At 41.8% G+C, this 26,778-nt stretch carries 27 protein-coding genes and 2 tRNA genes; 17 read left to right on the top strand and 12 right to left on the bottom strand.

Going from position 1 to position 26,778, the window contains the following annotated elements; genetic code table 11:
- Window positions 1-15 precede the first annotated feature (15 nt).
- From E3E24_RS02715 to E3E24_RS02700, 4 genes are read left to right on the top strand one after another with little or no spacing between them, the layout of a single operon-like run.
- Window positions 16-972, top strand: coding sequence for an ABC transporter permease subunit (locus E3E24_RS02715; RefSeq protein ID WP_167886834.1), 957 nt, complete (start codon window positions 16-18; stop codon window positions 970-972).
- A gap of 4 nt (window positions 973-976) precedes the next feature.
- A complete protein-coding gene (locus E3E24_RS02710) occupies window positions 977-1,891 on the top strand; it encodes an ABC transporter ATP-binding protein (protein ID WP_167886833.1) in 915 nt (304 codons plus the stop codon).
- Window positions 1,892-1,896: 5 nt separating this feature from the next.
- On the top strand, window positions 1,897-4,065 hold the full coding sequence (locus tag E3E24_RS02705; RefSeq protein ID WP_167886832.1) for an NEW3 domain-containing protein: 2,169 nt from the start codon (window positions 1,897-1,899) through the stop codon (window positions 4,063-4,065).
- Between the two features lie 12 nt (window positions 4,066-4,077).
- Window positions 4,078-5,061, top strand: coding sequence for an ABC transporter permease (locus tag E3E24_RS02700; protein WP_167886831.1), 984 nt, complete (start codon window positions 4,078-4,080; stop codon window positions 5,059-5,061).
- 40 nt (window positions 5,062-5,101) lie between these two features.
- Here E3E24_RS02700 and E3E24_RS02695 read toward each other — a convergent pair whose 3' ends face one another.
- Window positions 5,102-6,541: an RtcB family protein gene (locus E3E24_RS02695; RefSeq protein ID WP_167886830.1), complete on the bottom strand. Its 1,440-nt coding sequence runs from the start codon at window positions 6,539-6,541 to the stop codon at window positions 5,102-5,104.
- A gap of 51 nt (window positions 6,542-6,592) precedes the next feature.
- Window positions 6,593-7,021, bottom strand: a complete 429-nt coding sequence (locus E3E24_RS02690) for an archease (RefSeq protein ID WP_167886856.1) — start codon at window positions 7,019-7,021, stop codon at window positions 6,593-6,595.
- Window positions 7,022-7,084: 63 nt separating this feature from the next.
- Here E3E24_RS02690 and panB point away from each other — a divergent pair, with 63 nt between their 5' ends.
- A complete protein-coding gene (gene panB / locus E3E24_RS02685) occupies window positions 7,085-7,960 on the top strand; it encodes a 3-methyl-2-oxobutanoate hydroxymethyltransferase (protein ID WP_167886829.1) in 876 nt (291 codons plus the stop codon).
- Here the strand turns inward: panB and E3E24_RS02680 are convergent.
- From E3E24_RS02680 to E3E24_RS02645, 8 genes are all read right to left on the bottom strand, one after another.
- Window positions 7,957-8,796 (bottom strand): DMT family transporter, encoded by an 840-nt coding sequence (locus tag E3E24_RS02680; RefSeq protein ID WP_167886855.1) that lies wholly within the window; start codon window positions 8,794-8,796, stop codon window positions 7,957-7,959. The two genes, panB and E3E24_RS02680, sit on opposite strands and share 4 nt — an antisense overlap.
- A 46-nt stretch (window positions 8,797-8,842) precedes the next feature.
- Window positions 8,843-8,930 (bottom strand) — tRNA-Ser (locus tag E3E24_RS02675).
- 20 nt (window positions 8,931-8,950) lie between these two features.
- Window positions 8,951-9,259 (bottom strand): 30S ribosomal protein S10, encoded by a 309-nt coding sequence (gene rpsJ, locus E3E24_RS02670; protein ID WP_167886828.1) that lies wholly within the window; start codon window positions 9,257-9,259, stop codon window positions 8,951-8,953.
- 54 nt (window positions 9,260-9,313) lie between these two features.
- Window positions 9,314-10,600 (bottom strand): translation elongation factor EF-1 subunit alpha, encoded by a 1,287-nt coding sequence (gene tuf / locus E3E24_RS02665; RefSeq protein ID WP_167915623.1) that lies wholly within the window; start codon window positions 10,598-10,600, stop codon window positions 9,314-9,316.
- 263 nt (window positions 10,601-10,863) lie between these two features.
- Window positions 10,864-13,062, bottom strand: coding sequence for an elongation factor EF-2 (locus E3E24_RS02660; protein ID WP_167915622.1), 2,199 nt, complete (start codon window positions 13,060-13,062; stop codon window positions 10,864-10,866).
- A gap of 150 nt (window positions 13,063-13,212) precedes the next feature.
- A complete protein-coding gene (gene snatA, locus E3E24_RS02655) occupies window positions 13,213-13,839 on the bottom strand; it encodes a neutral amino acid NAAT transporter SnatA (protein ID WP_167915621.1) in 627 nt (208 codons plus the stop codon).
- Window positions 13,840-13,894: 55 nt separating this feature from the next.
- Window positions 13,895-14,680 (bottom strand): 5'/3'-nucleotidase SurE, encoded by a 786-nt coding sequence (gene surE, locus E3E24_RS02650; RefSeq protein ID WP_167886824.1) that lies wholly within the window; start codon window positions 14,678-14,680, stop codon window positions 13,895-13,897.
- 59 nt (window positions 14,681-14,739) lie between these two features.
- Window positions 14,740-15,333: a DUF996 domain-containing protein gene (locus E3E24_RS02645; protein WP_370520443.1), complete on the bottom strand. Its 594-nt coding sequence runs from the start codon at window positions 15,331-15,333 to the stop codon at window positions 14,740-14,742.
- Between the two features lie 106 nt (window positions 15,334-15,439).
- Here E3E24_RS02645 and E3E24_RS02640 point away from each other — a divergent pair, with 106 nt between their 5' ends.
- From E3E24_RS02640 to E3E24_RS02595, 10 genes are all read left to right on the top strand, one after another.
- Window positions 15,440-16,408, top strand: a complete 969-nt coding sequence (locus tag E3E24_RS02640; RefSeq protein ID WP_167915620.1) for an archaeosine biosynthesis radical SAM protein RaSEA — start codon at window positions 15,440-15,442, stop codon at window positions 16,406-16,408.
- A 218-nt stretch (window positions 16,409-16,626) separates the two neighbouring features.
- Window positions 16,627-16,884 (top strand): 2-oxoglutarate ferredoxin oxidoreductase subunit delta, encoded by a 258-nt coding sequence (locus tag E3E24_RS02635; protein ID WP_167915619.1) that lies wholly within the window; start codon window positions 16,627-16,629, stop codon window positions 16,882-16,884.
- 2 nt (window positions 16,885-16,886) lie between these two features.
- Window positions 16,887-18,074, top strand: coding sequence for a 2-oxoacid:acceptor oxidoreductase subunit alpha (locus tag E3E24_RS02630; protein WP_167915618.1), 1,188 nt, complete (start codon window positions 16,887-16,889; stop codon window positions 18,072-18,074).
- Window position 18,075: 1 nt separating this feature from the next.
- Window positions 18,076-18,939, top strand: a complete 864-nt coding sequence (locus E3E24_RS02625; RefSeq protein ID WP_167886820.1) for a 2-oxoacid:ferredoxin oxidoreductase subunit beta — start codon at window positions 18,076-18,078, stop codon at window positions 18,937-18,939.
- Entirely contained in the window at window positions 18,929-19,441 is a 513-nt protein-coding gene (locus tag E3E24_RS02620; RefSeq protein ID WP_167915617.1) for a 2-oxoacid:ferredoxin oxidoreductase subunit gamma, read from the top strand. The genes E3E24_RS02625 and E3E24_RS02620 overlap by 11 nt, the downstream gene beginning before the upstream one ends.
- Window positions 19,438-20,601 (top strand): 2-oxoacid:acceptor oxidoreductase subunit alpha, encoded by a 1,164-nt coding sequence (locus tag E3E24_RS02615; RefSeq protein ID WP_167886818.1) that lies wholly within the window; start codon window positions 19,438-19,440, stop codon window positions 20,599-20,601. Before E3E24_RS02620 ends, E3E24_RS02615 begins: the two co-directional genes overlap by 4 nt.
- Before the next feature lie 3 nt (window positions 20,602-20,604).
- A complete protein-coding gene (locus E3E24_RS02610) occupies window positions 20,605-21,450 on the top strand; it encodes a 2-oxoacid:ferredoxin oxidoreductase subunit beta (RefSeq protein WP_167886817.1) in 846 nt (281 codons plus the stop codon).
- The gene (locus E3E24_RS02605) at window positions 21,447-22,013 is read left to right on the top strand and encodes a 2-oxoacid:ferredoxin oxidoreductase subunit gamma (RefSeq protein WP_167915616.1); all 567 of its coding nucleotides are present in this window, start codon (window positions 21,447-21,449) and stop codon (window positions 22,011-22,013) included. The genes E3E24_RS02610 and E3E24_RS02605 overlap by 4 nt, the downstream gene beginning before the upstream one ends.
- Before the next feature lie 76 nt (window positions 22,014-22,089).
- Window positions 22,090-22,557 carry a DUF192 domain-containing protein gene (locus tag E3E24_RS02600; RefSeq protein WP_167886815.1) on the top strand — a complete coding sequence of 156 codons (468 nt, stop codon included), beginning with the start codon at window positions 22,090-22,092 and terminating at the stop codon, window positions 22,555-22,557.
- Window positions 22,558-22,562: 5 nt separating this feature from the next.
- On the top strand, window positions 22,563-23,258 hold the full coding sequence (locus E3E24_RS02595) for a nucleotidyltransferase domain-containing protein (protein ID WP_167915697.1): 696 nt from the start codon (window positions 22,563-22,565) through the stop codon (window positions 23,256-23,258).
- Window positions 23,259-23,268: 10 nt separating this feature from the next.
- Here E3E24_RS02595 and E3E24_RS02590 read toward each other — a convergent pair whose 3' ends face one another.
- Together E3E24_RS02590 and E3E24_RS02585 are read right to left on the bottom strand one after the other, a co-directional pair.
- Window positions 23,269-24,261 carry a class I SAM-dependent methyltransferase family protein gene (locus E3E24_RS02590; RefSeq protein ID WP_167915615.1) on the bottom strand — a complete coding sequence of 331 codons (993 nt, stop codon included), beginning with the start codon at window positions 24,259-24,261 and terminating at the stop codon, window positions 23,269-23,271.
- Window positions 24,239-24,769 (bottom strand): hypothetical protein, encoded by a 531-nt coding sequence (locus tag E3E24_RS02585; RefSeq protein ID WP_167915614.1) that lies wholly within the window; start codon window positions 24,767-24,769, stop codon window positions 24,239-24,241. Before E3E24_RS02585 ends, E3E24_RS02590 begins: the two co-directional genes overlap by 23 nt.
- 429 nt (window positions 24,770-25,198) lie before the next feature.
- On the opposite strand from E3E24_RS02585, the gene E3E24_RS02580 reads away from it, so the two are divergent.
- Window positions 25,199-25,276: transfer RNA gene (locus E3E24_RS02580), tRNA-Glu, on the top strand.
- 514 nt (window positions 25,277-25,790) lie between these two features.
- Complete coding sequence (locus E3E24_RS02575) at window positions 25,791-26,468, top strand: DUF257 family protein (protein WP_167915613.1); 678 nt, start codon at window positions 25,791-25,793, stop codon at window positions 26,466-26,468.
- Window positions 26,469-26,778: the final 310 nt, after the last annotated feature.

Genomic DNA, 26,778 nt, shown 5'->3' with positions numbered 1-26,778 from the left:
TTACAGGTGAGCGGAATGAATCCGATTCTCAACATCGCCATGAAAGAAGTTTACGTGCAGATTAAAACAAAAAGATTCGCGATAATGGTTGCTCTGTTTGTCCTGCTATCACTGAGCTTTGCATATATGATTAAAAATATCGTGCTTGGAAATCCCGAAGTTGGAGAGATGTATAGGCAACTGTATGCTGGAACGTCCCCTTTCCAAATGATGTTTGTCTCTTCATTTTCAGGAGCTTTAAGCAATCTGCTACCTTTTTTAGGGGGTTTGCTTGGATATGACTTGATAAACAGAGAGATTGAGCAGGGAACAATCAAGATTACACTCAGCAAGCCGGTTTATAGGGATCAGTTCCTTCTTGGCAAGTTTTTTGGATCAGCTCTCACAATTACAGTTGGAGTTCTGATTTTCTATTCCCTAACCTTAGCATTTTCCCTCCTCTTTGGGGTAACAATAACTGGAAAAGATCTAGCAATGCTCTTTGCTACACTTCCATTCTCGATAATTTATGCCCTAATTTTCCTCGTGTTTGGCATGCTGTTCTCAGTCATTATCAAGAAACCATCAACAGCTCTCCTTGTAGCAATAATTTTCATATTCTTCCTTCAATTCCTTTATCCAATGATAGTCAGCATAGTTACAATGTTCATGTACAGGGATGAGCTTTTCCAAGCTGCATTAATATCGAATCAAACTACAATGTATAGTCCTGCATGGGAAAAATACGTTCACACTTTACGCACTTTAATGTACATAGTACCCTCTTCTCATTACGGCTCAATTGTAGGTTCAATCTTTGGACAAAAAATTGAAATAATGAACTTCCAATTCTTCGGGGGTAGCATGTTTGAGGACAGAACAATATTGGAAAGCCTAAGCTTGGTTTGGCAAAACATTGTGGCGTTGATAGTAATCTTACTATTGCCCTTTGCAGTTGCATACGCCAAATTTATGAACAAGGATTTGAGGTGATAGCATGTATGCAATTGAAATTGAAAATCTCACTAAGGTTTACGGAAATTTAAAAGCAGTTGATGGACTTACGCTAAATGTTGAAAAAGGTATTGTTTTCGGATTTTTAGGCCCAAATGGTGCAGGCAAAACTACAACGATTTTGAGCATGCTTGGGTTGATAATACCCGATGAGGGAACTATTAGGATTCTAGGACATGATGTATTGAGGGAGCCTATTAAAGTCAAGGAGAGAATTGGATTTCTACCCGAAAATGCTACCATCTATGAAGAGCTGACCGCTTGGAGGAACTTAGATTTCTTCGCAAACTTTTACAACTTCTCGAAGCAAGAAAAGGAGAAGCGCATTGAAGAGCTGTTAAAGCTTGTTGGACTGTGGGATGTAAAGTACAGAAAGGTTAAAACATTCTCTAAAGGCATGAAACAACGTTTATTATTAGCCCAAGCTTTAATCAACGATCCAGAAGTATTAATCCTGGATGAACCAACGAGTGGACTTGATCCCGAAGGAGCGTTTCTTGTCAAAAGCATTGTCAGGGAAGAACGCAAAAAAGGAAAAACAGTATTCTTTTCTTCCCACATACTCAGCGAAGTCGAAGAGTTAAGCGATAAGGTTGGGATAATCGTAAAAGGAAAACTTAGGGCATTAGGAACATTAGAGGAAATTAAAAAGCAGTTCATGGAGCTTGAGGGGTATGAAATCACTGTTGAGACAAAGCAACCACTGCCAGAGATTGATCTACCGGGAGTTATAAGAGTGGAATACGTCAACAATAACAAAGCTATTATATTCGCAAAGGAAGACATCAGAGGAGACATATCCGAATACCTATCCAAAAGGGGCATAACCATAGTCAGCTTGGAAATTAAAGAGCCAAGTTTGGAGGATGTGTTCCTAAAGACAATCTACAAGAGGTGAAATTTATGAAAAAACTCAGCTTGCTTATTGCTGGCTTATTGATACTCTCACTCCTCCCTATCTCAAATGCTCAGCCTTGGATTGAAGTGTTTCAGGGAAGAATTAAGGTTGGAGAAAGTCTTCAAGTTGGTGGATATCAAATCAAGCTGACCTTAAGCAAAGATTACCTTCCATATCTCATAATCTATGAGGGAAATGATATAAAAGCCCTTCAAATGGTCAAATTCGGTGGCGTCATCGAAGTTGAAAATCTCAAGATAATTCCAGGGAGCTTTGATGGCGAGCAGTTGTTCCTCATAATCCAATATCAGCCTCAAGTTTCTCAAGAGATAACACCCGAAGTAGGAAAGAGCTACACAGTTGACGGTTACACTTTTGAAGTTTTGAACATGACTAATGAGAATATTACCATCAAAATTGGTTCAACGGAGTATATAATCACGAATTCTTCTTACGAAGTCTACGACAGACTAGCACTTGAGTACCTTAACGGAAAGCTCTTGGTTTATCTAGCAGACATTACAGTTGAAAGGGTTCCGCAATTAAATTATGAAATCCACTACACTTTTGATGCAATAACTGCTAAAGCTGGGGATTATGTTGAGATTCCTATTGAAGTTGTCAACAATGGTAACGATGACATAACACTGCCGCTTAAGATTGTATCAAAACCTATGGGATGGGATGTAAAGCTTGTAGATGCTCAAAAAGGGTATGAAGTGAGTGAAATAACTCTCAAATCCTTGGAAAAGAGATACTTAACTCTAGCTGTTAACATTCCAGAAGATGCAAGTGGTGTCAGCATAATTAAATTCTCGATAGGTGAAGAACTTGGTGAAATTAAGATATCTGTCCAGCAAAGGGAAGAAATTGAGGTGAAACTCTCAATTCTGTCCATAGAAAGCGAAGCTGGCGAAAAAGTAGCATTCCCAATTACGCTTACCAATTATGGTTCTGACAAGGTTGTGAATCTTCAAGTGCTTGAAAAACCAAGGGATTGGGATGCATACTTTGTGCTTAACGGGGTTAGGGTTAGGTCTTTCCTTCTGCCCAGTGCCACTCCTCAAGAGATCTCTCTCATTGTTGAAATTCCAAGAAATGCAGACTTAGGAAGCCACACCATCAAAGTTGCCATAAACAATGAGAGCTACTCGTTCAGTGTATTCGTATATAGGACCTATAAAGGAGAGAAAGCAACGCTCTTCTTAGCTGTTATTGACGATGAAGGCAGCCCTGTTCCAAAAGCAAAAGTCTTTATCAATGGAACAACCCACTTCACAGATACAGCGGGGCAACTTAGAACTGAGCTCGATCCAGGAAGATACAAACTCACAGTAGAGAAAGAGGGATACTCAAATATCACGGAGGAAGTGGAGCTGCTAGATGGAGAGGAGAAAAGCTTAACTGTAACCCTTCAGAGGGCAGCATATTATTTCAAAGTTGAGATGGACACCGAAACGCTGTCTGTAAGCTTTGATTATCAGCTTCCCTATGAAATCCGGATTCTTAACTTAGGAAAAGAGGCTGATGAATACAAGCTTTCTTTAGTTGGTCTCCCCAGCGATTGGGCTTATCGCTTCCTCAGAGATCCACAGAGTAATATCGGAGTTAATTCAATAAGCATTGATAGTGGACAGTCAAAATCGGTCTGGCTTAAGATCATTCCTTCATTTAATGCACAACCAGGAACGTATCATGCAAAGCTTATTGTCGAAAGCTCCTCTGGAATGAAGTTTGAGAAAGAGCTTGAAATTGAACTCATCGGGAAATATGAACTTGATGTTAATTTGATGAACTATCAGCTCTCTGTTCAAGCTGGGAAAGAAGTTTCAACTAAGATAGTTCTTACAAATCCCGGAACAGCCCCGATAACCAACATAAATTTCAATGTAAAAGCTCCAGATGGCTGGGAGGTCACTGTTTCGCCAGAGAGAATTGCAAAGCTTGACAGAACGGGATACCAAGAGGTAACTTTAACAATTAAAGTTCCAGAGACAACGCCAGCTGGAGAATACAGGGTTACAATCACAGTAAAATCAGATCAGACAGAATGGGAGGACAGCATAAGAGTTAGAGTAAGGCAGAGCTCCAGCTCAGCTTATCTTGGAATACTGATACTCGTGCTTACATTTGGAGCAGTAATATTTATGATGCGTCGCATTGGAAGAAGGTAAGGAGGTTAAATCATGAAAGAATTGAACATGGCGTTCAAGGAATTTTACGTGGCAGTGAGAAGCAAAAGATTCATAGGAATATTGGTATTCTACCTCTTTTTTATCTTCCTCATGAACTATGCGCTTAAAGATGAAATAATAGCATCTGCGGGTCAAATTAGAGTGTTTTCCGTTGATACAATTTTTGGAGGCCAAGGGCAGATAGCTCAAACTCCGGTATCTCTCTCAATTTTCATGAACTTAGAGACTTTAACAGTCTTTGGAGCACTCATTGGTGTAGCCCTTGGAGCAGATTCAATAAACAAAGAAATTGAGGAAGGCACAATTAAAGTCCTCTTAAGCCACCCCATCTATAGAGACCAATTCATCAATGGCAAATTTTTAGGAAACGCTTTGGCTTTAATGCTTATAATCTTCATTGGTTATGTTTTTTCAATTGCCTACTTTCTGACAATTGGTGTCCCGATAGATGGGCCTTCGATGGTTAGAGCACTTTTAGCGGCAGTGTTTACGCTAATTTACATGCTTACCTTTTTGAGCCTTGGAATAATGCTCTCCTCGCTCCTCAAAAAGCCAGAAACTTCAATGCTCATTGCCATCGTACTTGCAATCTTCTTAACCCTCGTATATCCCATGATGGCAGAAGCTGTTGCTGGCAAAATCGCTGGTGAGCAGCCTTATTGTCCACCACCAAGAATTGAGACTTCCTCTTCTGGAGAGCCAGTGCCGATCTACACGGATTACACATGCCCAGCTTTTGAAGAATGGCAGAACAAGCTCAACATGTGGAAAAAACGCCTTAAATCCCTAAGTCCAGCAAGCCACTACAGTCAGCTTGTTATAGCGTCTTTTGCAGGAGATGAGTTTGCCAATGATTATTTTCCAATTGGAGAATCCTTGAGTTTAGCCTTCAACAATTTAGCAATTTTAATTGTTCAATTACTCTTACCATTTAGCATAGCCTACGTAAAATTTATGACGAGCGATCTGAGATGATGAAATGCAACTAAGAATACAAAAACTAAGAAAATACAGATCAACCCTTAGCAACTCCAATAGGCCTCATTCTTGCAACTAGCTTTGCAATTCCAGCCTTTGCAACGACATTGACGACGTTGTCAACGTTCTTATAAGCTCCTGGTGCCTCTTCTGCAACAACTCTTAAGCTTGCTGCTCTGATGTAAATTCCTCTCTGCATGAGCTCGTTCTTAAGCTTGTCTCCTCTGTACTGTCTTGTTGCAGCTTTTCTGCTAAGGACTCTTCCAGCACCGTGGCATGTTGAACCAAAAGCTTCTTTCATTGAACCTTCAGTTCCAGCTAGAACGTAGCTTGCAGTACCCATTGAACCAGGGATTAAGACAGGCTGCCCAACATCGCGGTAAGCTTTTGGTACTGCCTCATGTCCTGGTGGAAATGCCCTTGTTGCACCTTTTCTGTGAACAACAACCTTAACCTTTTTGCCATTAATTTCATGCTCCTCAAGCTTCGCTATGTTGTGAGCAACGTCGTAAACGATGTGCATCTCCAAATCCTCTGCCTTTTGCTTGAAAACTTCCTCAAAGCTCTCCCTGACCCAGTGAGTAATCATCTGCCTGTTTGCCCATGCAAAGTTCGCCGCAGCTTTCATTGCACTGAAGTAGCGCTGTCCTTCTTCACTTTGGAATGGAACGCTAACTAACTCTCTATCGGGCCATGGGAGGTTGTACTTTCTCACAGCTTTCTCCATGGTTCTAAGGTAATCACTACAAACTTGATGCCCTAAACCTCTCGAACCCGTGTGAATCATGACAACAACTTGGCCCTCAAACAAACCGTAAGCCTTGGCTATCTCTTCGTCGAAAATTTTATCAACCACCTGAACTTCTAAGAAGTGGTTTCCACTGCCGAGAGAGCCTAATTGAGGTGCTCCTCTCTTCTTAGCTGTATCGCTCACGGCATCAGGGTCAGCCCCTTCCATTCTTCCTCCTTCTTCTAAGTGCTCTAAATCATCTTTCCAGCCGTAGCCGTTGTCAACTGCCCACTTTGCACCATCAGCTAATACATCATCAAGCTGAATGCGTTGGAGCCTAACCTTTCCCTTGCTTCCTAACCCACTTGGAACATTTTTGAAAAGAGTATCAACGAGCTGTTTAATCTTTGGTCTGACTTCCTTTTCTGTTAAGTTTGTCCTAACCAGCCTTACACCACAATTTATGTCATAACCTACTCCACCTGGACTGATAACACCCTCTTTAGCATCAAAAGCTGCAACGCCACCAATTGGGAAACCATAACCCTGGTGACCATCGGGCATGACTATTGAGTACTTGTAAATTCCAGGAAGCATGGCAACATTTGCAGCTTGCTCAAGTGTTCTATCTTGGCGCATCTTTTGGATTAAAACATCATCTGCATAGACCCTACCAGGAACTCTCATTCTTCTATCAAACTTTGGTATCTCCCATCTAATTTCGTCAATTCTCTTCAGCGGAACCATATTCCCACACCTCCAAATTAAATTTTCTTTATGTAATTTAAGAGCTTTGCTTCACAAATCTGGCACTAATTGAGCAATCCATGTTCCATCTTCCAACTGCTCAATCTTCATGTCATGATATGTTATTGCCTTAACTTCCTCTTTAGGCTCGTGCTTTCCATAATCTAAAGGTTCTCCATAGGCCTTGGCTTTAAGCTTATAGCCTTCTTCGGTTTTCTCGATCTTAACTTCAAAGTCTGAAAATACAAGTCCCTCAGTATCGTGGAGAATCAAGAGCTCTTCAAGGAAGTTGTAGAGCAGAGCATATAAATCCTCGCCGCTAACTTCAATCTCCCTCACTTCTTTTGGTTCGACTTTTCTCACATCTACCATCACGTCAAACAGTGCCATGGCAACATTCTCAAAAGCTTCTTCGAGAGTCCTTCCATATCCTCTAATCCCTATGTCTGCTGTATGCTCATAGTGCTCCCACTTTCTCATCTTCATCTTCTCACCTCCGATAGGTTAATATTCCTTGGGGGTTTATTAGGCTTGGGTGAGAATATGAGAGAGATGACTCCAAGGAAAATTATGGAAATGAAGGGAAAAGAAAAAATTGTTATGGTAACGGCTTATGATTACCCCTCAGCGCTGATAGCAGATAAAGCGGGAATTGACATCATTTTTGTTGGAGATTCACTTGGCATGGTCGTTTACGGTGAGCCGAATACACTAAGCGTTTCTATGGAGCAAATGACTTATCACACAAGAGCCGTTGCTAAAGCCGTTAAAAGAGGATTGGTTTTGGCAGACATGCCCTTCATGAGCTATGAAGTTAGCGTTGAAGAAGGGCTTAGAAATGCGGCAAAGCTCATCCAAGCAGGTGCCGATGCTGTGAAGATTGAAGGCGGCTATGACCACAGAAAACTTGTTAGAAAGCTCGTGAGAGTGGGAATACCCGTGATGGGACATACTGGTTTAACACCTCAGCGCTATCTCCGTTTAGGTGGTTACCGATTAATGGGTGAGACTGAGGAAGAAATTGAGGAAATTCTTAGGGACGCAAAAGCTCTGGAAAAAGCGGGAGCATTTGCCGTTGTTCTAGAGTTCGTGCTAGCTGATGTTGCAAAGCTGGTAACTGAGGAAGTTAAGATACCGACAATTGGAATTGGTTCTGGACCATACGTTGACGGTCAGGTTTTGGTTTGGCATGACCTTTTGGGAATTTATGAGAATGTTCCTCCATTCGTCAAAAAATATGCCGATTTAAGGAGCATGATTCAGCTTGCCCTTGAGGAATACAAAAACGAGGTAAAGGAAGGCAAGTTTCCAGAGGACAAGCACTACTGGGAATTTCTAGACAAAGAAGACTTTGAAAAGAAGAAGAGGAAGGCAATTGAAAGACTTATGGAAGAACCTTTCGATAGTTTTGATGACTAACGTTGCTCACTTTTCACTTTTGATACTTCCAAAGTTCCTAGTGCTATTAAGATGAATCCTAGAATATGATAAAGTGTAAATCTCTCCCCAAGGAGTGTTGATAACCCAATGGCAATAGCTGGTGCTGGCGTAATTATAGCAGTAGCTTTCGAAAGGTTGATGAGCTTTAAAGATGAATACCACAAGGCTTGTGTTAAGGCGATTATAACCCCCTCAACTACAGCCAGAGCGGTGAATTCTAACCCAAATGGCAAAGTTAGGGCCAAAAGAACCAATCCTCCAAATGTATTTCTGAGAGTAGCTATTAGATAAGGGGAATATGGCAACTGCTTTGCTATTGTATGCCCCATCTGCCAGAATAGGGGTGTGAGTAAAAGCAACACATCACCTTTCTTGGGCTCTATGAGCTTTCCCTGGGTTATTACAAGAACGAGTCCCAAAAGAATAACCAAAGAAAAGCTGAACTGCCTTCTAGTTATCTTCTCCCTCAAAAACAGATATGAGAGTACAAACGAATACAACACTTCACTTCTCGTTATTAGAGATGCATTTATTGCCGTGCTCATTCGAGTACCATATGAATATGCAATGTATGCTAGGGTTGTTCCAAAAAGACCTACAAGAAAAGCTTTGTGAAGATGCTCGGGGCTTTCTTTTAGTTCTCTCCATGTGTTTAAGGGAAAAATCATTATCCACAGTATCAAAGACGCAAATAGTGCAGAAAATGCTGCAAAGCTGAGAGGGTCAACAGGGTTTGACTTAATAATGACTGGTTCAATTCCCACAAGTATTAGAGCTATGAAAGCAAACAGCGTTCCCTTGGCCTCTTGATTCATTAATGCCACCAGCAGTACAAGTTGGAAAAAATGTTTAAAGAATTTATGGCGCCGGGGCGGGGATTTGAACCCCGGAGGGCTTAACGCCCACGGACTCTCCAGGCCCGCGCCTTCCCAGGCTAGGCTACCCCGGCATTAAAAATAAGAAGAGCAATCATGAGATGAGCTCGATTTCGATTGTTACGTCTTCAGGAACGCGAATTCTCATTATCTGTCTCATAGCTCTCTCATCAGCTTCAATGTCAATGAGCCTCTTGTGAACTCTAAGCTCAAATCGGTCAAATGTTGCTGTTCCTTCTCCATCTGGGCTCTTCCTTGTTGTGATCCTGATTCTCTTTGTTGGAAGCGGAATTGGACCGCTCATTCTGACTCCTGTCCTCTCTGCAATTTGCCTGATCTGGTCTGCTACCTCATTAAGAGACTTTATATTAGTGCTTGCAAGCTTGATCCTTGCCTTTTGCATCTTTGCTACCTCCCAAGAAATCAACTAAAAGAAAGAACTAAGAGAGAAAGGGCTTCACTCGCCCTTTTGGATGGATATAACCATACCAGCAGCGACTGTTTGACCCATGTCTCTGATAGCGAATCTACCGAGCTGTGGAATCTCCTTAACTGGCTCGATGACCATTGGCTTGGTTGGTCTGAGGATGACGATAGCTGAGTCACCGGTCTTGATGAATTGTGGGTTCTCCTCGACGATGTTACCTGTTCTTGGGTCAAGCTTTGCAAGGATCTGCTCGAATCTGACAGCAACCTGTGTGGTGTGTGCGTGGAGGACTGGTGTGTAACCAACGGTAATTGCTGTTGGGTGGTTGAGGACGATAATCTGGGCCTTGAATGTGTCCTTTGGTCTGACAACTGTTGGTGGGTTGGTTGTGTGTCCAGCGACGTCACCTCTCTTGATGTCGTTCTTGCTGACACCTCTGACGTTGAATCCGATGTTGTCACCTGGGAGAGCCTCTTGGAGTGGCTCGTGGTGCATCTCAATGCTCTTGACTTCACCCTGGATTGGCTTGTGGAAGATTGTGCTGGCTGGCTCGAAGATGACTACGTCACCAACCTTAAGCTTACCAGTCTCAACTCTACCAACTGGGACTGTACCGACACCCTTAATTGAGTAAACGTCCTGGATTGGGATTCTGAGTGGCTTGTCAACTGGCTTTGGTGGCTCTGGAATCTGGTCAAGAGCCTCGATGAGTGTTGGGCCCTTGTACCATGGCATCTTGTCGCTTCTGTTTACGACGTTGTCACCATTCCATGCTGAGATTGGGATGATTGGGAAGTTCTTGTAACCGAGCATCTTGAGGAGCTTCTCGACCTGAGCAGCAACCTCCTTGAATCTCTTCTCGTCGTAGTTGACCATGTCCATCTTGTTGATTGCAACGATTATGTGGTTGATACCGAGTGTTCTTGCAAGGAATGCGTGCTCCTTGGTCTGTGGCATGACACCATCTGTAGCTGCAACGACGAGAACAGCAGCATCAGCCTGTGAAGCACCGGTAATCATGTTCTTAACGAAGTCTCTGTGACCTGGAGCGTCAATGATTGTAATGTATCTGTGTGGAGTCTCGAACTTGGTGTGAGCAACGTCAATTGTAATACCTCTTTCTCTCTCTTCCTTGAGTCTGTCCATGACCCAAGCGAACTTGAATGACTTACCCTTTTCACCCATTTGCTCGAACTTCTGGATAATCTGCTCTGGGATGTTCTTGGTGTCAAAGAGCAATCTACCGATTGTTGTACTCTTACCGTGGTCGACGTGTCCGATAAACACAATATTAACGTGTGGCTTCTCCTTTGCCATTTTTATCCACCTCCAAATTCGTGCCTAACCTTATTGACTAGGATAGGTTTTTAAAGCTTTCTGTAACCTCGGCTCTCTTGAGCGGGAAACCCGCTTTTTGCAAGAGAGCCTCATGAGTCCAAAGGAAGATACAAAGGAGGGTTTAAAAAGTTAACTAATTGCAGTTTTCACAAGGAGGGCATTTTTAGAGCAAAGAATGTCCAAATAGAACAATACAATGAGACATGTATAAATAGGAATCTAAGAGAGAATAGAAAAGGAAATCAAATCTGTGGACAGATGTCCTTCTCTGTTGGTGGGTTTGGATCGAGTCCCTTTCTCTGTCTAATCTGTCTGATGACATTAACTGCCAATTCTTGTGGAACCCTTTCGAATCCAGCGTGCTCTGTGCTCCATAATGCTCTACCGCTTGTTGCACTTCTAATTGCTCCAGCGAATCCGAACATCTCAGCAACTGGAGCCTTTGCAATGATCGTCATAACTTCACCTTCTTGCCTCATATCAATGAGCTGGCCTCTTCTCTGGCTGATTTCTCTGCTGACTGGACCCATGTACTCGTATGGAACGTTGATGATAACCTTCTGGTATGGCTCGTAGAGAACTGGGTTGGCTTTCATCATTGCACAGTGAATGGCTGTTCTGATTGCTGGATAAATCTGGGCTGGACCTCTGTGGACGTTGTCCTCGTGGATCTGGGCATCAACTAACCTCACTATGACCTTCATGACTGGCTCTTTTGCAAGTGGTCCCTCATCCATTGCTTGGTGGAAACCATCAACTAAGAGATCCATAACTTCGTTGAGGTACTGGATACCCTTGGTGTTGTCCAAGAATATGTTTCCTCTGTAGACATCAACAATACCCTTAGCCATTTCATAGTCCATTCCTAACTCAGCGAGCTTCTTAGCAACAGCTTTCCTGTCCTTTGGTCTTCCCTCTGGAATTTCTCCATCTTTAATTGCTTGGTAAATCTCATCTGGCATTGGCTCAACAACGACGTAGAACCTGTTGTGCTTGTTTGGTGATTTTCCTTCAACGATTGGGCTGACCTTTGTAATGCTCTCTCTGTAAACGACGATTGGCTCTGAAACTTCGACGTCAATTCCCCAGTCTTCCTTGAGCTTGTAGAGCTTGACCTCTAAGTGCAATTCTCCCATACCGCTGAGCAAGTGCTGCCCAGTTTCTTGGTCAATCTTAACTTGGAGTGTTGGGTCTTCCTTAGCGAGTTGTCTGAGTGCTTCAATAAGTCTTGGCAAGTCCTTAATGTTCTTTGCTTCAATTGCAACTGTAACGACTGGCTCGCTTGTGTAGTGCAGAGCTTCAAATGGCTCAATTGGCTCTTGAGCGACAGTTTCACCAGCGATTGCATCTCTCAAACCTGTCACAGCAACGATGTTTCCAGCGGGAACTGCCTCCATGTTAACTCTCTCTGGACCCATGTAGATACCGACCTGCTGGATTCTTGCCTTTCTCTTTGCAGAGATGAGGTAAACCTCTTGACCTGTCCTAACAGTACCACTCCAGACTCTACCTGTTGAAACCTCTCCAGCGTGCTTGTCAATGATAATCTTTGTAACTACCATGACCATCTTGCCCTTTGGATCACAGTTGAGCATTGCCTGACCAACTTCGCTGTTAATGTCGCCTCTCCAGAGGTGTGGAATTCTGTACTTCTGAGCCTCTAATGGGTTTGGCAAGTGTCTAACGACCATGTCAAGGACGACGACGTGGAGAGGAGCCTTCTTTCTGAGTGTCTTGTTGTCTCCCTTCAGTGTGAGGTCGATTATTTCCTTGAAGGAAACCCCAGTCTTCTTCATGAATGGGACGCTCAAAGCCCAGTTGTAGTAAGCTGAACCGAATGCAACGCTTCCGTCGTTAACGTTAACCAGCCATTCCTTCTTGAACTCTTCTGGGGCGTATCTCTTGATGAGCCTGTTGACATCTGTGATTATCTTGACGAATCTCTCCTGCATCTGCTGTGGGGTGAGCTTGAGCTCTCTAATTAAACGGTCAACCTTGTTGATGAAGAGAACGGGCTTAACGTACTCTCTCAGAGCTTGTCTCAGAACTGTCTCAGTCTGTGGCATAACACCCTCGACAGCGTCAACGACGATAATTGCACCATCAATTGCTCTCATAGCTCTTGTAACGTCACCACCGAAGTCAACGTGACCCGGAGTGTCAATTAGGTTGATGAGATATTCTTTGCCTTCGTAGGTGTGAACCATTGAAACGTTAGCTGCATTGATTGTAATACCTCTTGCCTGCTCTTGCTCGTCAAAGTCAAGAACAAGCTGCTTTCCAGCTAATTCCTCGCTAATCATTCCCGCTCCTGCCAATAGGTTATCACTCAAGGTTGTCTTACCGTGGTCAATGTGAGCGGCAATACCCATATTCCTAATTCTCTCAGGCTGAGTCATTAACTCCTTAATTTTCGCAATCAATTCTTCCCTTCTTCCCATTTACATCACCTTTAGCGATAATCTTGTTCATCATTCACTTAAAAAGTTGGGTTATAAATCTTTCCATAAGGACGATAAAGAGAGCTAAGCGTATCTCATTCCACATTCACTTCACTTCTTGAGGAGTCCATAAAAGAGAGAGAAATGAACTCACAAATTAAAAGCACCCTTGATTCCGTTTATGACCATTTGAACTGCAATTGATGCTAGTATTAAGCCCATCATCCTTGTTAAGACCTTAATTCCAACCTTTCCGAGCTTCTTTTCAACTTTATCTGCTGAAAGTAGAATTAAGTATGTAGTTATGCTAACTAATAGAACTGCTAGCAAAACCATTGATTTTTCAATTACAGTTGGGCTTTTTGCCATATAGAGCATTACGGTCGTTATTGCACCTGGGCCAGAAATTAGGGGAATTGCTAAAGGAATTATTGCAATATCCTCAAGCGTTATCTCCTCTGCTTCTTCTTCGCTTATCTTAACCTTTGAAATCTGTCCGCTGAGCATGTCAAGGGCCATTCTGAAAAGCAATATCCCACCCGCAATTGAGAAAGCATCAACACTTGAGCCAAAAAATGAGAATATCCACTCTCCAATCACAGCAAAGATCACTAATGTGAGGAATACCGTTATCATAACTTTTTTGGCAATCCTAACCCTATCTCGCAATGAAATCCCGTGTGTTACGCTCAAAAACACTGGCACTGCTCCAACGGGATTAGTTATAGCAAACAATGCTGCATAAGCATAAAGTAAGTTCTTTAGTAAGACATCCACTCATTCATCACCAACCAGACAAAGAAGGTAGGGTTTAAAAAGTTAAGCATTAAATCTAAATTCCCAAGTGCTTCCTTAATTGCCCTAAATCCACCCTAGCTGTCATGTCTATATTTATTGGAGTCACGCTGACTTTTCTCTCAACTTTTACAGCATACATATCTGTCCCCGGTTCGAGCACTTCTCTCGGACACTGTGTCCCGACAATCCAATAATAGGGTGTCCCCTTTGGGTCTATTCTTTCCTCAATTGAAGGATTGTACATTCTTCTAGCCAGTCTCGTAATCTCTATTGGAGTGTTTTCATTTGCATCATAGGGAACGTTAACATTGAGCATGTCCACACCCTCTGGAAGTCCTCTTTTAAGAACAGCCTCTGCAATCTTTTTTAGAAAGAGCTTTGCCATCGTGAAGTCTATCTCTTCTCCACTTCCAAATTTGTGCTTCTCTCTGTCCACCTCTAAGCTTATCGCTATGCTTGGAATTCCATGAGTTGCAGCTTCGATCGCAGCACTTGCAGTTCCAGAGATTGTAATCTCGGTGCTCATATTTTCGCCCAGATTAATTCCGCTAATTGCTAAATCAAAGCTTCCAAAGCGTGCCAAAGCAAAAATTATACAGTCCACGGGCATCCCATCCAAAGCATAAGCTGCTCTAGCTCCTTCCATATTTACACGCTTAGCTCTAAGAGGTCTGTGCAAAGTCATTGCCCTTCCGCTTGCACTCCTCTGAAACATAGGAGCAACAACGTAAATCTCCCCAAGTTCTTGCAAAGCCTCAACTGCAGCTCTTATCCCCTTTGAGTAAATTCCATCATCGTTTGTTATGAGTATTTTTGGCATGAATTAAACTCTCCAGAATTGCTTATAAATTTGTGGTAAAAATTAAAAAGAAGAACAATTCAGATTATTACTGAACTTTGCTTGGACGGTAGCTCTTCTGGAAGAGAAAAGTAAGCTACAATCTCAAGAATTCTCGCCACAAAGATTATAAGCAGTCCAATCATGATTATCGCAGTTAAAGCCCCTATGAAATAGAGCAGTCCTGTTGTCTTAAAGAGATCAACGTCTGTATAGTAAGCTATTAACTCATAGCTTTTCTTTAGATAGTAAGCTCCAAGTGAGAACAGAATCCAGAATATTACAAAGCCAACAAGGATGCTACCTATGATAGCCATGGCTGCCTCAAGATTTCGAATTTCATGCTCAAAGGCCCTTGGGCCTCCCATTGCTATGATTGATGTTCCTAGAACTGCTACGATGGCAATTATCAGGGCAATAAATGCCCCAATTTGGAGTATGAACGAAATTAGGTAGTTCCTGAAAACTGTTTCGTCGCCAACTTCATCTGCAATTTCCTTCACTGCTAGAAGGATGAGCACAATACCAACTATGCTCAAAGCGCTCCCAATTTTTGGGATTGCTCCTCCAAGTAAAGCTAGTATAGCCCCAATTCCACCATACGTTTTTGCTTGGCTTAGTGCCACAGTTATCACCAAATTTAAATTACTAGTCCACAGATATAACCCTTTCTCTTTGCAAGTTGAAAAAGAGCACAGCAACTTTAAAAACCCGAACTCCAATGCCCTAGTAGGTGGGAAAATGACATATTGGACAAGCGAAGACAATGTTGCCGGAGAAAAAGGGGTTGCACTATTCATAATTTTGCCAACTATTGGATGCTACCGTTATAGAATAGGACAAGCTTGCTATATGTGCTCTTATCCAGCATCTGCTCCTAAAAACCCATGGAGTCAAGAGGAAATAATTGAATATGTGAAAAAAGCCCTTAAGAAAATTGAAGGGAAAGAGAGAGTTGCTGTAAGGATTTTTACTTCCGGAAGCTTTCTTGATGACGGTGAGCTTAAACCAGAGACAAGAAAGGAAATTTTCAAACTTCTGGCTGAATATAATAATATTAAGGAAATTGTGATTGAGTCAAGGTCAGAGCTTGTGAGATACGATGCTGTTAAGGAACTCGCTGATATTGTCAAAGACAGGCATTTTGAAGTCGCCATTGGACTTGAGACTGCAAACGATGACATAGCTGATGTAAGCATAAATAAAGGAAATACCTTCGAGCAGTTTGTTAAGGCTAGTGAAGAGATAAGAAGTGCCGGAGCGAAAGTTAAAACGTATCTCCTTTTAAAACCGATTTTCTTAAGCGAGAGAGATGGAATTGAAGATATAAAAGAAAGCATAAAAAAAGCCGCCCCTTATACAGATACATTTTCCATAAACGTCACAAATATTCAGAAAGGAACCACCTATGAAAGGCTTTGGGAGAAAAATGAGTACAGACCCCCATGGTTATGGAGCGTTATTGATATTTTAAAATGGGCCAAAAAAACCTATCCAGAAAAAAGAATCCTCAGCGACCCAGTAGGTGCGGGCTCAAAGAGGGGTCCTCACAACTGTGGAGAATGTGATAAGATGATTGCCGATGCAATAAGAAAGTTTTCGGCAACTCAAGAACTCAAATATCTTGAGAATCTTGACCACGAATGCAAAGCTGAGTGGAGTTATATAATTCAAGAAGGAATTTTAGACTGGCAGTTAATCACTTACTGATTTTTCCAATCTTTACATTTGCAAAATGGATTTATTACAAAATGTTTTCAAAAAGTGTTCATTCGCATTGTCAAAACTGCCAAATAAACTCTCAAAATTCTTTTTTCAATGCACAAAGATGCATAGTATTTAGTTTAGACGATACCTCACTTTTGGTTTTCGAAAGCTTTAAATGCTTTACATACGTAAAAACACTGAGCGATTTGCAGGTGATGATTATGGCAGATGTCGAAATTAAAAAGGAAAACTACCTCGTGATGGGGAAGACCAAAAATGTGGAAATTGATGTTGATACTTTTCTCTGCAAAGGTTGCGGAATTTGCGTTGAGCTTTGTCCAAGAAAAGTCTTTGAATGGAGCAAAGAACTGAGCGAAAAGGGTGTGCACTATCCAGTTCCAGTTCATGCTGATAAGTGCGTAAGATGTAAACTCTGCGAACTGCTCTGTCCGGATTTTGCCATAGCAGTTAGGTGGTAATTATGATTATTCGAGGCGATGAACCAGAGCAAATTGCCCTTCTGAAAAAGCTTTACCCCAAGGGGAACTATTTCATGCAAGGTGATGAGGCAATAGCCTACGGAGCAATCTTTGCGGGCTGTAGGTTTTATGCCGGCTATCCGATAACACCAGCGAGTGAAATCGCCGAAACAATGGCAAGGGAGCTACCAAAAGTTAGGGGTTATTATATCCAGATGGAGGATGAGATTGGAAGTATTGCCGCTATTATAGGGGCATCTTGGACGGGACTTAAGAGCATGACTGCAACAAGTGGCCCTGGATTCAGCCTGATGCAGGAAAATCTTGGCTATGCTATTATGACTGAAACTCCAATAGTTGTAGTTGACGTCCAGAGGAGTGGACCTTCAACTGGACAAGCAACAAAAGGTGCTCAGGGAGATTTTTTCCAAGCAAGATGGGGAACTCATGGAGATCACCCAATTGTTGCACTCTCACCAATAAGTGTTGAAGACTCATTCTGGGAAACCATAAGAGCATTTAACATCTCCGAAAAGCTTAGAATTCCCGTTGTTCTTCTCGCTGATGGTGTAATTGGACATACAAGGGAACAGATAAGAATTCCCGACCCAGAAGAAGTTGAGATAGTTTACAGAAAGCTCCCCAAAAATGAGAAGGAAGCAAAATATCCATTCGGCGATGTTGATGGTTCCCTAGTTCCGCCGATGCCTCTCTTTGGTCACGGTTATTTCACCCATGTAACAGGTTCAACCCACAAGGAGACGGGTTTGAGAGATGTTTACACCCCCGAGGTGCATATAAAACTTGTAAACCGTTTGCACAAGAAGATTGAGAAGCATGAGAAGGAGATAGAGAAGTGGGAGGAGTATTTCACCGATGATATGGAAATCCTCGTAATAAGTTGGGGAGTTTCAGCAAGGCCATCCCTTGGTGCTGTTCTCAAGGCAAGAGAAGAGGGCATGAAAGTCGGACTCTTCATTCCAAAGACTGTTCATCCGTTCCCAGGTAAAAAGGTTAAGGAGCTTGCAAAGAGGGTCAGAGCTATTCTCGTCCCAGAGATGAACCTTGGGCAGCTGATCCTTGAAGTGCAGCGCTATGTGAACGATGACGTAATTCTAAAAGGCATTAACAAGATTGGTGGAGTTCCTTTAACGGTCGAAGAAATTCTCCGCGAGATAAGGGGTGTGTGAGATGGCTAAGGAGATTTACACCAAATATAAAATGGCAAAATATCTGAGAAAAGAAGCCCTGCCGACAGCTTTATGCCCCGGCTGTGGTGGTGGAACTGTTCTTAATGCTTTTGCAAATGCAATTGACCAGCTCAAGATTGACCCAAGAGATTTGGTTGTTGTGAGCGGAATTGGCTGTTCAGCTTGGATTGCCTCACCGTACTTCCTGGCTGATACTCTTCACACAACTCACGGAAGGGCAATAGCCTTTGCAACAGGTGTTAAAGTTGGCTTGCCAGATAAGAAGGTCGTCGTGATTAGTGGAGACGGCGATTTAGCTGGAATCGGTGGGAATCATCTCATTCACGCGGCGAGGAGAAATATTGACATAACAGTCATCTTAGTGAACAACTTCATCTACGGAATGACTGGCGGTCAGGTTGCACCAACAACACCTTTTGGTGCCAAAACGACAACAACACCCTACAGAAACATAGAGCATCCTTTGAACATAGCTGAAGTAGTTGCCGAAGCTGGGGCAAGTTATGTTGCAAGATGGACAACTGCTCACGTTTACCAGCTTATAGAGAGCATAAAGAAAGCTCTCCAAGTGAAGGGCTTCTCACTCGTTGAGGTCATCTCACAGTGTCCAGTCCAGTTTGGAAGGAGAAATAAGATGAAAGAGCCAGCTGAAATGCTCAGATGGTTCCTCAAGAACTCCATACCAATAAGCAAGGCAAAGAACATGAGCAAAGAAGAATTAGAGGGCAAATTTGTAATCGGGGAATTCGTTAACAGACAAAGACCAGAGTTTACGGAGGAGCTTAACAAGCTGATTGAAGAAGTTGCTGAGCACTTTGGTCTGGGTGGTAAAAATGCAGATTAGACTAGCTGGTATAGGTGGACAAGGTGTTGTTTTGGCCGGTGTAATTTTGGGTGAAGCTGCTGCAATTGAAGGACTAAATGTTGTTCAGACTCAAGATTACAGCTCAGCCTCAAGAGGAGGGCACTCGATAGCAGATGTGATCATATCAAAAGAACCAATCTACGACTTAATTGTCACCAAGGCTGATGTTCTTGTGGCTTTGGCTCAGCTCGGCTATAACACTACAAAAGACTCACTCAAAGAAGATGGGCTTTTGATAGTTGACACGGATTTAGTTAAGCCAGATAGGGAGTTTATAGGTGCTCCTTTTACGAGGATTGCTGAAGAAACAATCGGATTGGCTTTAACTGTGAACATGGTTGCTCTCGGCTATTTAGTTGCTAAGACTGGAGTTGTTAAGAAAGAGAGTGTTGAAGAGGCCATAAGGAGGAGAGTCCCGAAAGGGACTGAAGAGATTAATTTGAAAGCATTTAGGGTTGGTTATGAGGAGGGATTGAAATGAAATACCCCTTCCCCGTTGGCAAAAGTGATTTCATACAAGGTGATGAAGCCATAGCAAGGGCAGCTATTTTAGCTGGGTGTAGATTTTATGCAGGCTATCCAATCACACCAGCAAGCGAGATTTTTGAAGCAATGGCTCTCTACATGCCTCTTGTTGATGGCGTATGTATTCAAATGGAGGATGAATTAGCAAGCATTGCTGCTATTATTGGTGCCTCATGGGTTGGAGCTAAGGCCATGACTGCTACGAGTGGTCCGGGATTCAGCTTGATGATGGAAAACCTTGGTTATGCAATCATGACTGAAACTCCAATAGTCGTCGTTGACGTCCAAAGAAGCGGACCCTCAACAGGTCAGCCTACTTTAGCAGCGCAGGGAGACGTCATGCAGGCAATTTGGGGAACCCATGGAGACCACAGTCTAATAGTATTAACCCCAGCGACTGTTCAGGAAGCTTTTGATATGACCATTAGAGCATTCAACTTAGCTGAAAAATATAGAACGCCCGTTATTCTGCTCACAGATGCAGAAGTTGGACACATGCGTGAAAAAGTTGACATCCCAAATCCCGAGGATATAGAGCTCGTTTACCGCAAATTACCAGCAAATGAAGAGGAAGCAAAGTATCCATTTGGCGATATTCACGGCGATTTGATACCTCCAATGCCAATCTTTGGAAAAGGATATCGCACTTATGTTACCGGACTTACCCACGATGAGAAAGGAAGACCAAAGACAGTTGATGCTGAGATTCATCGCAAGCTTATTGAGAGAATCGTAAACAAGATTGAGAAGAACAAGAAAGATATCATTGATTACGAGACTTTTGAGCTCGATGATGCCGAAGTTGCTATAATAAGCTATGGAATTGTTGCTCGTTCTGCAGTCAGAGCTGTGAAAATGCTCCGCAACGAGGGTATTAAAGCTGGATTGCTCAAGCTCAACGTTGTCTGGCCCTTTGACTTCGAGATGATTGAAAAGATAGCAGAGCAAGTTCACGCAATCTACGTTCCGGAGATGAACCTCGGACAATTATATCACCTTGTTAAAGAGGGAGCAAATGGAAAGGCGAGAGTCGAGCTCATTCCAAAGATTGGTGGGGAAGTTCATACTCCACATGAGATTGTTAGAGAGGTTAAAAAGTGCGAATGCGGGGTGTGAAGTATGCGCTTCAAGCTCAGTTATGAAATTAGGGATAAATATCTAAGAAAGGATATGCTCCCGACGATTTTCTGTCCTGGCTGTGGTATTGGTACCGTCTTGCAGTACACGCTTAGAGCAATTGATGAACTCGGCTGGAGTAAAGACGAGGTAGTCTGGGTGAGCGGAATAGGCTGTTCCTCGAGAGTCCCGGGATTTGTAGACTTTGATGGTCTTCACACAACTCACGGAAGGGCTTTGGCATTTGCTACTGGAATAAAGATGGCAAGACCAGATTTGAAAGTTATAGCATTTATGGGAGACGGGGATACAGCAGCAATAGGTGGAAACCACTTCATTCATGCAATCAGGAGAAATCTGGATGTGACTGTGATACTCATCAACAACTTCACCTATGGAATGACCGGAGGACAAGTAGCTCCAACAACCCTGAAGGGCTTAAGGGGGACAACTGCACCATATGGGAGCTTCGAGAATCCGTTTGACATTGCTGAATTAGCTGTTGCCGCTGGAGCAAACTATGTCGCGAGATGGACTGTTTTTAACTATATTCAAGGTATAAACAGCATAAAGAAGGCTTTACAGAAAAAAGGTTTCAGCTTAGTTGAGTTCCTCTCACCATGTCCAATCAGCTTTGGAAGGAGAAACAGAATGAAGACTGCTCCAGAGCTGATAAAGTGGTACAACAAGATTACAGTGCCAATAAGCAAGGCAAAGAACATGAGTCCAGAAGAGCTTGAAGGCAAGATCGTCATTGGCGAGTTTGTCGATAGAGACAGACCGAGCTTAGATGAGGAGTATGAAGCATACAAGAAAAGGGCAAAGAAAATGATGGGGTGGGAAGAATGAGGAAAGAAGTCCTCATCAGCGGTTTTGGTGGTCAAGGTGTCATTTTGGCAAGTGTAATCCTTGGGAGAGCTGCGGCAGTTTATGAAGGCCTTTACGCTGTGCAAACCCAATCTTATGGTCCAGAATCTAGAGGGGGAGCGAGCAGAGCTGAAGTAGTTATAAGCGACGAACCAATTGATTATCCCAAGACTCTGCACCCAGATTATGCAATCTTCCTCTCGCAAGAGGCTTACTCAAAATATCTCAGCCAGCTGAAGGAAGGTGCCGTATTGATTCTTGAAAAGGATTTGATCCCCCATAGAAATGAAGAAGTAGAGAAAAAGCTCAAGCTCAAAGTCTATGCACTTCCACTCACTGAAATTGCTGAAGAAACTACAGGACTCAGCTTAACGATGAATATATTAACGTTGGGTCTCTTCGTAACAATAACCGGAATTGTGAGTAAAGAGGCAATAGAAAAGGCCGTCTTGGATGCTGTTCCAAAAGGAACGGAGCAGATAAACTTGAAAGCACTTCACAAAGGATTTGAACTTGGAGAGAAAGCTCTGAAAGGAGAGCTTTAATTTCTGCTTTTTCTAAGTTTGCCTTTAATTTTACCTCTCGGAAACTTTATCAACCATGACTTTATAATTATAAAACATGCTAATCAACGAAACCAAGAACAAAGTCTGGCACGGAAAAGTCAAATTAGCAGACACCTTTTTCAAACGGTTTAAAGGATTAATGCTCACTCCCAATATCAATTATGCCCTCGTGTTCATTCTGCCAGCTGAAACAAGGACAAACGCCTCAATACATATGTTCTTCATGTTTCAAAGCATTGACGTCATATTTCTGAACTCAGCGAGAGAAGTCGTTGATTTCAAAAAAGCAAAACCATGGCGCGTTTATATGCCTAGAGATGCTGCAAAATACATCATTGAAGGGCCCGTCGGGATTATCAAAGCTCTTGATGTAGAAATAGGAGACAAAATAAATTGGATAGTGGAGGATGAAAAGGGGAAAGCTGTGCCCTTACCAAGCAACGTTATTAATGGAGTCTCATTTAAGAAAATTAACGGAACTATAAGCTTGGCTGAACCGAAGCCAAAGCTTAAAGAGCCGTGATAGTTATGGAGTTTTTAGAGTGCATTAAAAAGCAGATCATCCAAGATACTAGACTAAAAAATGAACTTTATTCCCTGATTCTTTATGGTTCATTTGTAAGAGGGGATTTCATCGAAAATGTAAGTGACTTGGACTTTTTTGCCGTGATATTAAAAGATGAGTCAGTTATTCCAAAGCTCAAGCAAATCTTGGAGTATTGCACCAAGGAAATCAATGCTGTTGAAGTTGACTTAGCATGGGAATATCTGGAGAATATAGGCGATCCACTGTCAAAAGGTGTTCCTTTCAAGTTTTTGACAATCTATCAAGAGGATTTTCTTGAAAACCACATTGTCGTTTATGGCAAGGACATAGCTGATATTCTGCCAGAATACAAATTTGAAGATCTTTTGGGCTGGAGAATAGAGCGGATTTTAAAGCTGATCAAAAGATCTAAGGGAAATTCAAAGCTGATGCATATATTGGCTGGAGAGACCGTGAGACTTTTGGCTCTAATTAACGGAGCAAAAAGTCTCAAAAAGAATGACATCATGAATATCCTTGAGAAAATTCGAGATGAAGAGGCTCTTGAGATATACAAGGCTTATCTAGACGGGAGAAAGCTTAAGTTCGATGAAGAATTCTTAGTAAAATTCATAGAAGCAAGGATTGAGAAAATTAAAAAAGCTTCTTCAGACTCCCCTCCACTTGGAGCAATTTGACGTTTTTACATTAGAGCACCCTAAAATCAATAGCGATGTTGTACTGGTAAGGAGCATAGGGCCTCACTTTCCTTCTCTCCAAGAATTCAACCCTCCTCCCAAGCTCTCTCGCAACAGTTTTGATTTTCTCCTCATGTTCTCCAAACAAGTTATCTTCATGGGAAAATCCATAATAGTGTACTATTCCCCCGCTCTTTACGCTTAACATAGCCTCTCTTAAAAACTCATATGCAAACTTTGGTAAGTTCATAATGACTCTATCGGCTTTAATCTGACCAGCAACTTTTCTGACATCTCCTAAAATTGGAATTACATTGAGCGTTTTATTTAGTCTCTTGTTCTCTTCTAAATATTTTACTGCCCAGGGGTTGATATCGCATGCAAAAACGAGCCTAACTTTTTTTGCAAGCAAAATTGAATAAGGACCAACACCAGCAAACATATCAAAGACTATTTCTCCTTCTTCAGCTTTTTTAAAGACTCTCATTCTTTCTGTAGCTAAGCGAGGAGAGAAATAAACCCTCGCAACATCCAGCTTAAGCTTTATTCCATTTTCTTTATGCAGGGTCTCTGTTCTCTTTTCCCCCGCTAAATGAATAAGTTCTCTAACTCTAAACTCTCCGGAAATTTTACTTCCCTTTGCAAAAACAGCTTTTATATGCTTGTGAACTTTTAAAATCGCCTCTCCAATTTGCTTTCCATACTGCACAAGCTCCTCTGGAAGTTCAATTATTGCTATGTCTCCAATTATGTCAAAGGATGAAGGTAAGAGGCTCCTCACTTCTTCAGGGACTTTAACTACCTCACGGTAGCTGTGTGGTTTCTTTTCAGCTTTCTCAAAATCAGCCTCAACGATTTCAAATCCTTCAATTGGAGCTTTGACAGGAAATACTAAAAACTCGCCTTCTTGCTTAACTTTGTAGCTTTTATCCAAAATGCCGAGCTCCAAAAGTTTTCTCCTTGCTTTCTCGCCCTCTTTTTTAGGAACTTTCACTCCGAGCATGTGTTCTATTGTCGAAATCAAAAATATAAGATTTTCCGTCTTTAGTTATCGCCTTTAGATGCTTAAAAGTCCCAAATAGCTCTTGACTGCCTAATTCAATAACACCTTCCAAGGTTAAGTCCGTCTCCATGATGAGCTTTGAGTTTTGAAAGAACCGTCCTTCTTTAGCAAAAGCTTTTACATTCACACTCTTGTTATTGCGTTGAAGTTCCAAGAGTTTCACGCTCCTAAATTCGGCTAGCAAATTAAGAGCCTCCCCAACTAAGAAGTCGAAATAATTGCTGTATTTGTGAGCATCTCTCAGGTAAATTTCAATTCCGGCCAATTCTCTCCCCCTATACCACTCAACAAGCGCCAATGGAACATTTTTATCATCTATCCTTATTGTCTTAACAAACGCATTGCTGATTACCATTTTGTCTCCCTTAATAATCAAAGGAATTTCAGCAGGGATTTCGAGAATATCAGCTACTGTTAAGAGAAATTGTCCAATTTTGCTGAGATTCACATTCCCTCTAAGTATTTCAAACTCTTCACTTGAAAACGTTATTTTTAAAGCTGAACATAATGAAGTTAGGGACTCTTTTAGCTTTTGAGATATCCTTTATCCTTTTAGACACTTCAATTTCAAACTCAACGTTATCCATATCCCTCCACCATACAACACATTTATCCCTTAATTTATATTATATGTTTCAAAAGTTAATAAGTATTGTGGTAGAACTGACGAGAATTAAGAATAACCGGACGCCTTAGAAGACATTTCTTCCGGAGGTTCACTCTATACTCGTAACTTGCTCAGTCTAAATGAATGAAGAGCTTATGTGAGGTAAATTTTATCATAATCTTGATAATCAAACATAAAGGGCAATTTGCTTAGCACTATTCAGGGATAACGAAAACTTTTTAAATGGACTTAAGGGTTAAGATATTGGACGCCCCGGTGGTGTAGCCCGGTCAAACATGCGGGCCTTTCGAGCCCGCGCCCCGGGTTCAAATCCCGGCCGGGGCACCAAAAACCCCCACCTGCTGTTTTACAAGCAACTCCACTATTCTAGAAACTGGCATATTATTAAAGATTTTTGGGCAGTAAATAGCCGCATTTCTAGAAACTCACCCAAACAAAATTCACTGTCCTTCATTTTGCGAACAAGCCACTTCGGGAGCTGCACATGGACATCGACAAGCTCTCTACTCCATTTTCTTCGCCGCATTTTGAACACTTTTTGTACAATTCTTGAACAAAGCAACCATAAAAACCTCGGTAGTTTAAAAGGAAAAGAAGATAAAAGAACTCTTGCTTTTCACAAAAATACCAGTATGATTATCGTTAAGGTAAATCCGATAATCTCAGGCGGAACAATAGACACCTAATGTCATGACTATATCAAGAAAACTGATATATCTTCTAAAAAATTGCATAAATTTCAGAACTCTGAAAAACCTCCATAGAAACTTTTTTTAACCCCAAACTATCTATTTATTTTCCTTGTAGGGGGAATTAACCCCCTGCTAGGGGAGGTGACTTTATGAGTGAGAGGTTTGAGGCATCAATATTTGACTATGCAAAGACAATTCAGAAGGGCGAGATACTTCTTGTTGAATATACTTCAAATGAGCCGATTCATCTAATATTCTACATTATTCTGAAATACTTGAGACAAAACAACATTCCGTTTGTTATAGTGGATGCAGTGGATCAGCTTCATGTTTTCAAGACACATCTGGAACTTGGGGGAATAGATACTAGTGTCATTGAGGAGGCTCAGGTAATAAAGTTTGGTGGGATAGTGGCTACTGGAAAGGTTCTCAGCAAGCTTGATTTAGAAGCAGACATTCCAATTTGGAGAAAGCATTTTATGGAAACGCTTGAAAAAATTGACAGCTACGTTGTGAGGGTAGTCGTGGGTGCTGAGAAGATATTGGGGTTGTATGAGAATGATCCACTAACACTGGAAAGCCTTTTCGGAATGATAATTAGACCCTTCTTGGGTAGCAAGAAAACTACTGGCATTGTATTCCTCAACAAGAGCCTAATTGGTGAAAAAGTCATCCAAGAGGCAAGAGAAATTGCAAGCAGAGTTTTTGACGTTGAATTGAGCGAAGGAGCAATAACACTCAAGATCATCAAGTCCATAAACTTCGACGAGTATGAAAAAACAATTACAGTTAAAGCCCAAGAACTTCAAGATTATCTCGGGAAGTGAGTGCTTCTTTTCTCTCTTGAACTTCTTTTTGGATTGAAAATTTTTCATGAACAAGTGTATACTTTGCAAAGAGTAGAATTCAAGTCTGACCTCCTCCCCGCCCTAAAGGGCAAGGCTCTCAAAAGAAAAATGTAAAACCAAGACAGGTCTATTCTTGTTGGATATTTTGCAACCATTATTGGTTATTATTAGAAATTTTCTAATTGCGGGTAAATGTTTCTAAAAAATATTTATGTTACAAAATTTAGAAAATAATGTGACTCAATGATTCATTTTCAAAAAAAAAAAAAAAAAAAAAAAAAAAAAAAAA

It is taken from the genome of Thermococcus sp. LS2, from assembly GCF_012027375.1.
Lineage (GTDB): Archaea > Methanobacteriota_B > Thermococci > Thermococcales > Thermococcaceae > Thermococcus_B.
This window is presented reverse-complemented; position numbering and strand designations above follow the sequence as displayed.

What these genes read in the sequence shown, in the direction of transcription:
- E3E24_RS02715 (WP_167886834.1), top strand. Translation starts at nt 16, where the DNA reads ATGAATCCGATTCTCAACATCGCCATGAAAGAAGTTTACGTGCAGATT.
- E3E24_RS02710 (WP_167886833.1), top strand. Translation starts at nt 977, where the DNA reads ATGTATGCAATTGAAATTGAAAATCTCACTAAGGTTTACGGAAATTTA.
- E3E24_RS02705 (WP_167886832.1), top strand. Translation starts at nt 1,897, where the DNA reads ATGAAAAAACTCAGCTTGCTTATTGCTGGCTTATTGATACTCTCACTC.
- E3E24_RS02700 (WP_167886831.1), top strand. Translation starts at nt 4,078, where the DNA reads ATGAAAGAATTGAACATGGCGTTCAAGGAATTTTACGTGGCAGTGAGA.
- E3E24_RS02695 (WP_167886830.1), bottom strand. Translation starts at nt 6,541, where the DNA reads ATGGTTCCGCTGAAGAGAATTGACGAAATTAGATGGGAGATACCAAAG.
- E3E24_RS02690 (WP_167886856.1), bottom strand. Translation starts at nt 7,021, where the DNA reads ATGAGAAAGTGGGAGCACTATGAGCATACAGCAGACATAGGGATTAGA.
- panB (WP_167886829.1), top strand. Translation starts at nt 7,085, where the DNA reads ATGAGAGAGATGACTCCAAGGAAAATTATGGAAATGAAGGGAAAAGAA.
- E3E24_RS02680 (WP_167886855.1), bottom strand. Translation starts at nt 8,796, where the DNA reads ATGAATCAAGAGGCCAAGGGAACGCTGTTTGCTTTCATAGCTCTAATA.
- rpsJ (WP_167886828.1), bottom strand. Translation starts at nt 9,259, where the DNA reads ATGCAAAAGGCAAGGATCAAGCTTGCAAGCACTAATATAAAGTCTCTT.
- tuf (WP_167915623.1), bottom strand. Translation starts at nt 10,600, where the DNA reads ATGGCAAAGGAGAAGCCACACGTTAATATTGTGTTTATCGGACACGTC.
- E3E24_RS02660 (WP_167915622.1), bottom strand. Translation starts at nt 13,062, where the DNA reads ATGGGAAGAAGGGAAGAATTGATTGCGAAAATTAAGGAGTTAATGACT.
- surE (WP_167886824.1), bottom strand. Translation starts at nt 14,680, where the DNA reads ATGCCAAAAATACTCATAACAAACGATGATGGAATTTACTCAAAGGGG.
- E3E24_RS02640 (WP_167915620.1), top strand. Translation starts at nt 15,440, where the DNA reads ATGACATATTGGACAAGCGAAGACAATGTTGCCGGAGAAAAAGGGGTT.
- E3E24_RS02635 (WP_167915619.1), top strand. Translation starts at nt 16,627, where the DNA reads ATGGCAGATGTCGAAATTAAAAAGGAAAACTACCTCGTGATGGGGAAG.
- E3E24_RS02630 (WP_167915618.1), top strand. Translation starts at nt 16,887, where the DNA reads ATGATTATTCGAGGCGATGAACCAGAGCAAATTGCCCTTCTGAAAAAG.
- E3E24_RS02625 (WP_167886820.1), top strand. Translation starts at nt 18,076, where the DNA reads ATGGCTAAGGAGATTTACACCAAATATAAAATGGCAAAATATCTGAGA.
- E3E24_RS02620 (WP_167915617.1), top strand. Translation starts at nt 18,929, where the DNA reads ATGCAGATTAGACTAGCTGGTATAGGTGGACAAGGTGTTGTTTTGGCC.
- E3E24_RS02615 (WP_167886818.1), top strand. Translation starts at nt 19,438, where the DNA reads ATGAAATACCCCTTCCCCGTTGGCAAAAGTGATTTCATACAAGGTGAT.
- E3E24_RS02610 (WP_167886817.1), top strand. Translation starts at nt 20,605, where the DNA reads ATGCGCTTCAAGCTCAGTTATGAAATTAGGGATAAATATCTAAGAAAG.
- E3E24_RS02605 (WP_167915616.1), top strand. Translation starts at nt 21,447, where the DNA reads ATGAGGAAAGAAGTCCTCATCAGCGGTTTTGGTGGTCAAGGTGTCATT.
- E3E24_RS02600 (WP_167886815.1), top strand. Translation starts at nt 22,090, where the DNA reads ATGCTAATCAACGAAACCAAGAACAAAGTCTGGCACGGAAAAGTCAAA.
- E3E24_RS02595 (WP_167915697.1), top strand. Translation starts at nt 22,563, where the DNA reads ATGGAGTTTTTAGAGTGCATTAAAAAGCAGATCATCCAAGATACTAGA.
- E3E24_RS02590 (WP_167915615.1), bottom strand. Translation starts at nt 24,261, where the DNA reads ATGCTCGGAGTGAAAGTTCCTAAAAAAGAGGGCGAGAAAGCAAGGAGA.
- E3E24_RS02575 (WP_167915613.1), top strand. Translation starts at nt 25,791, where the DNA reads ATGAGTGAGAGGTTTGAGGCATCAATATTTGACTATGCAAAGACAATT.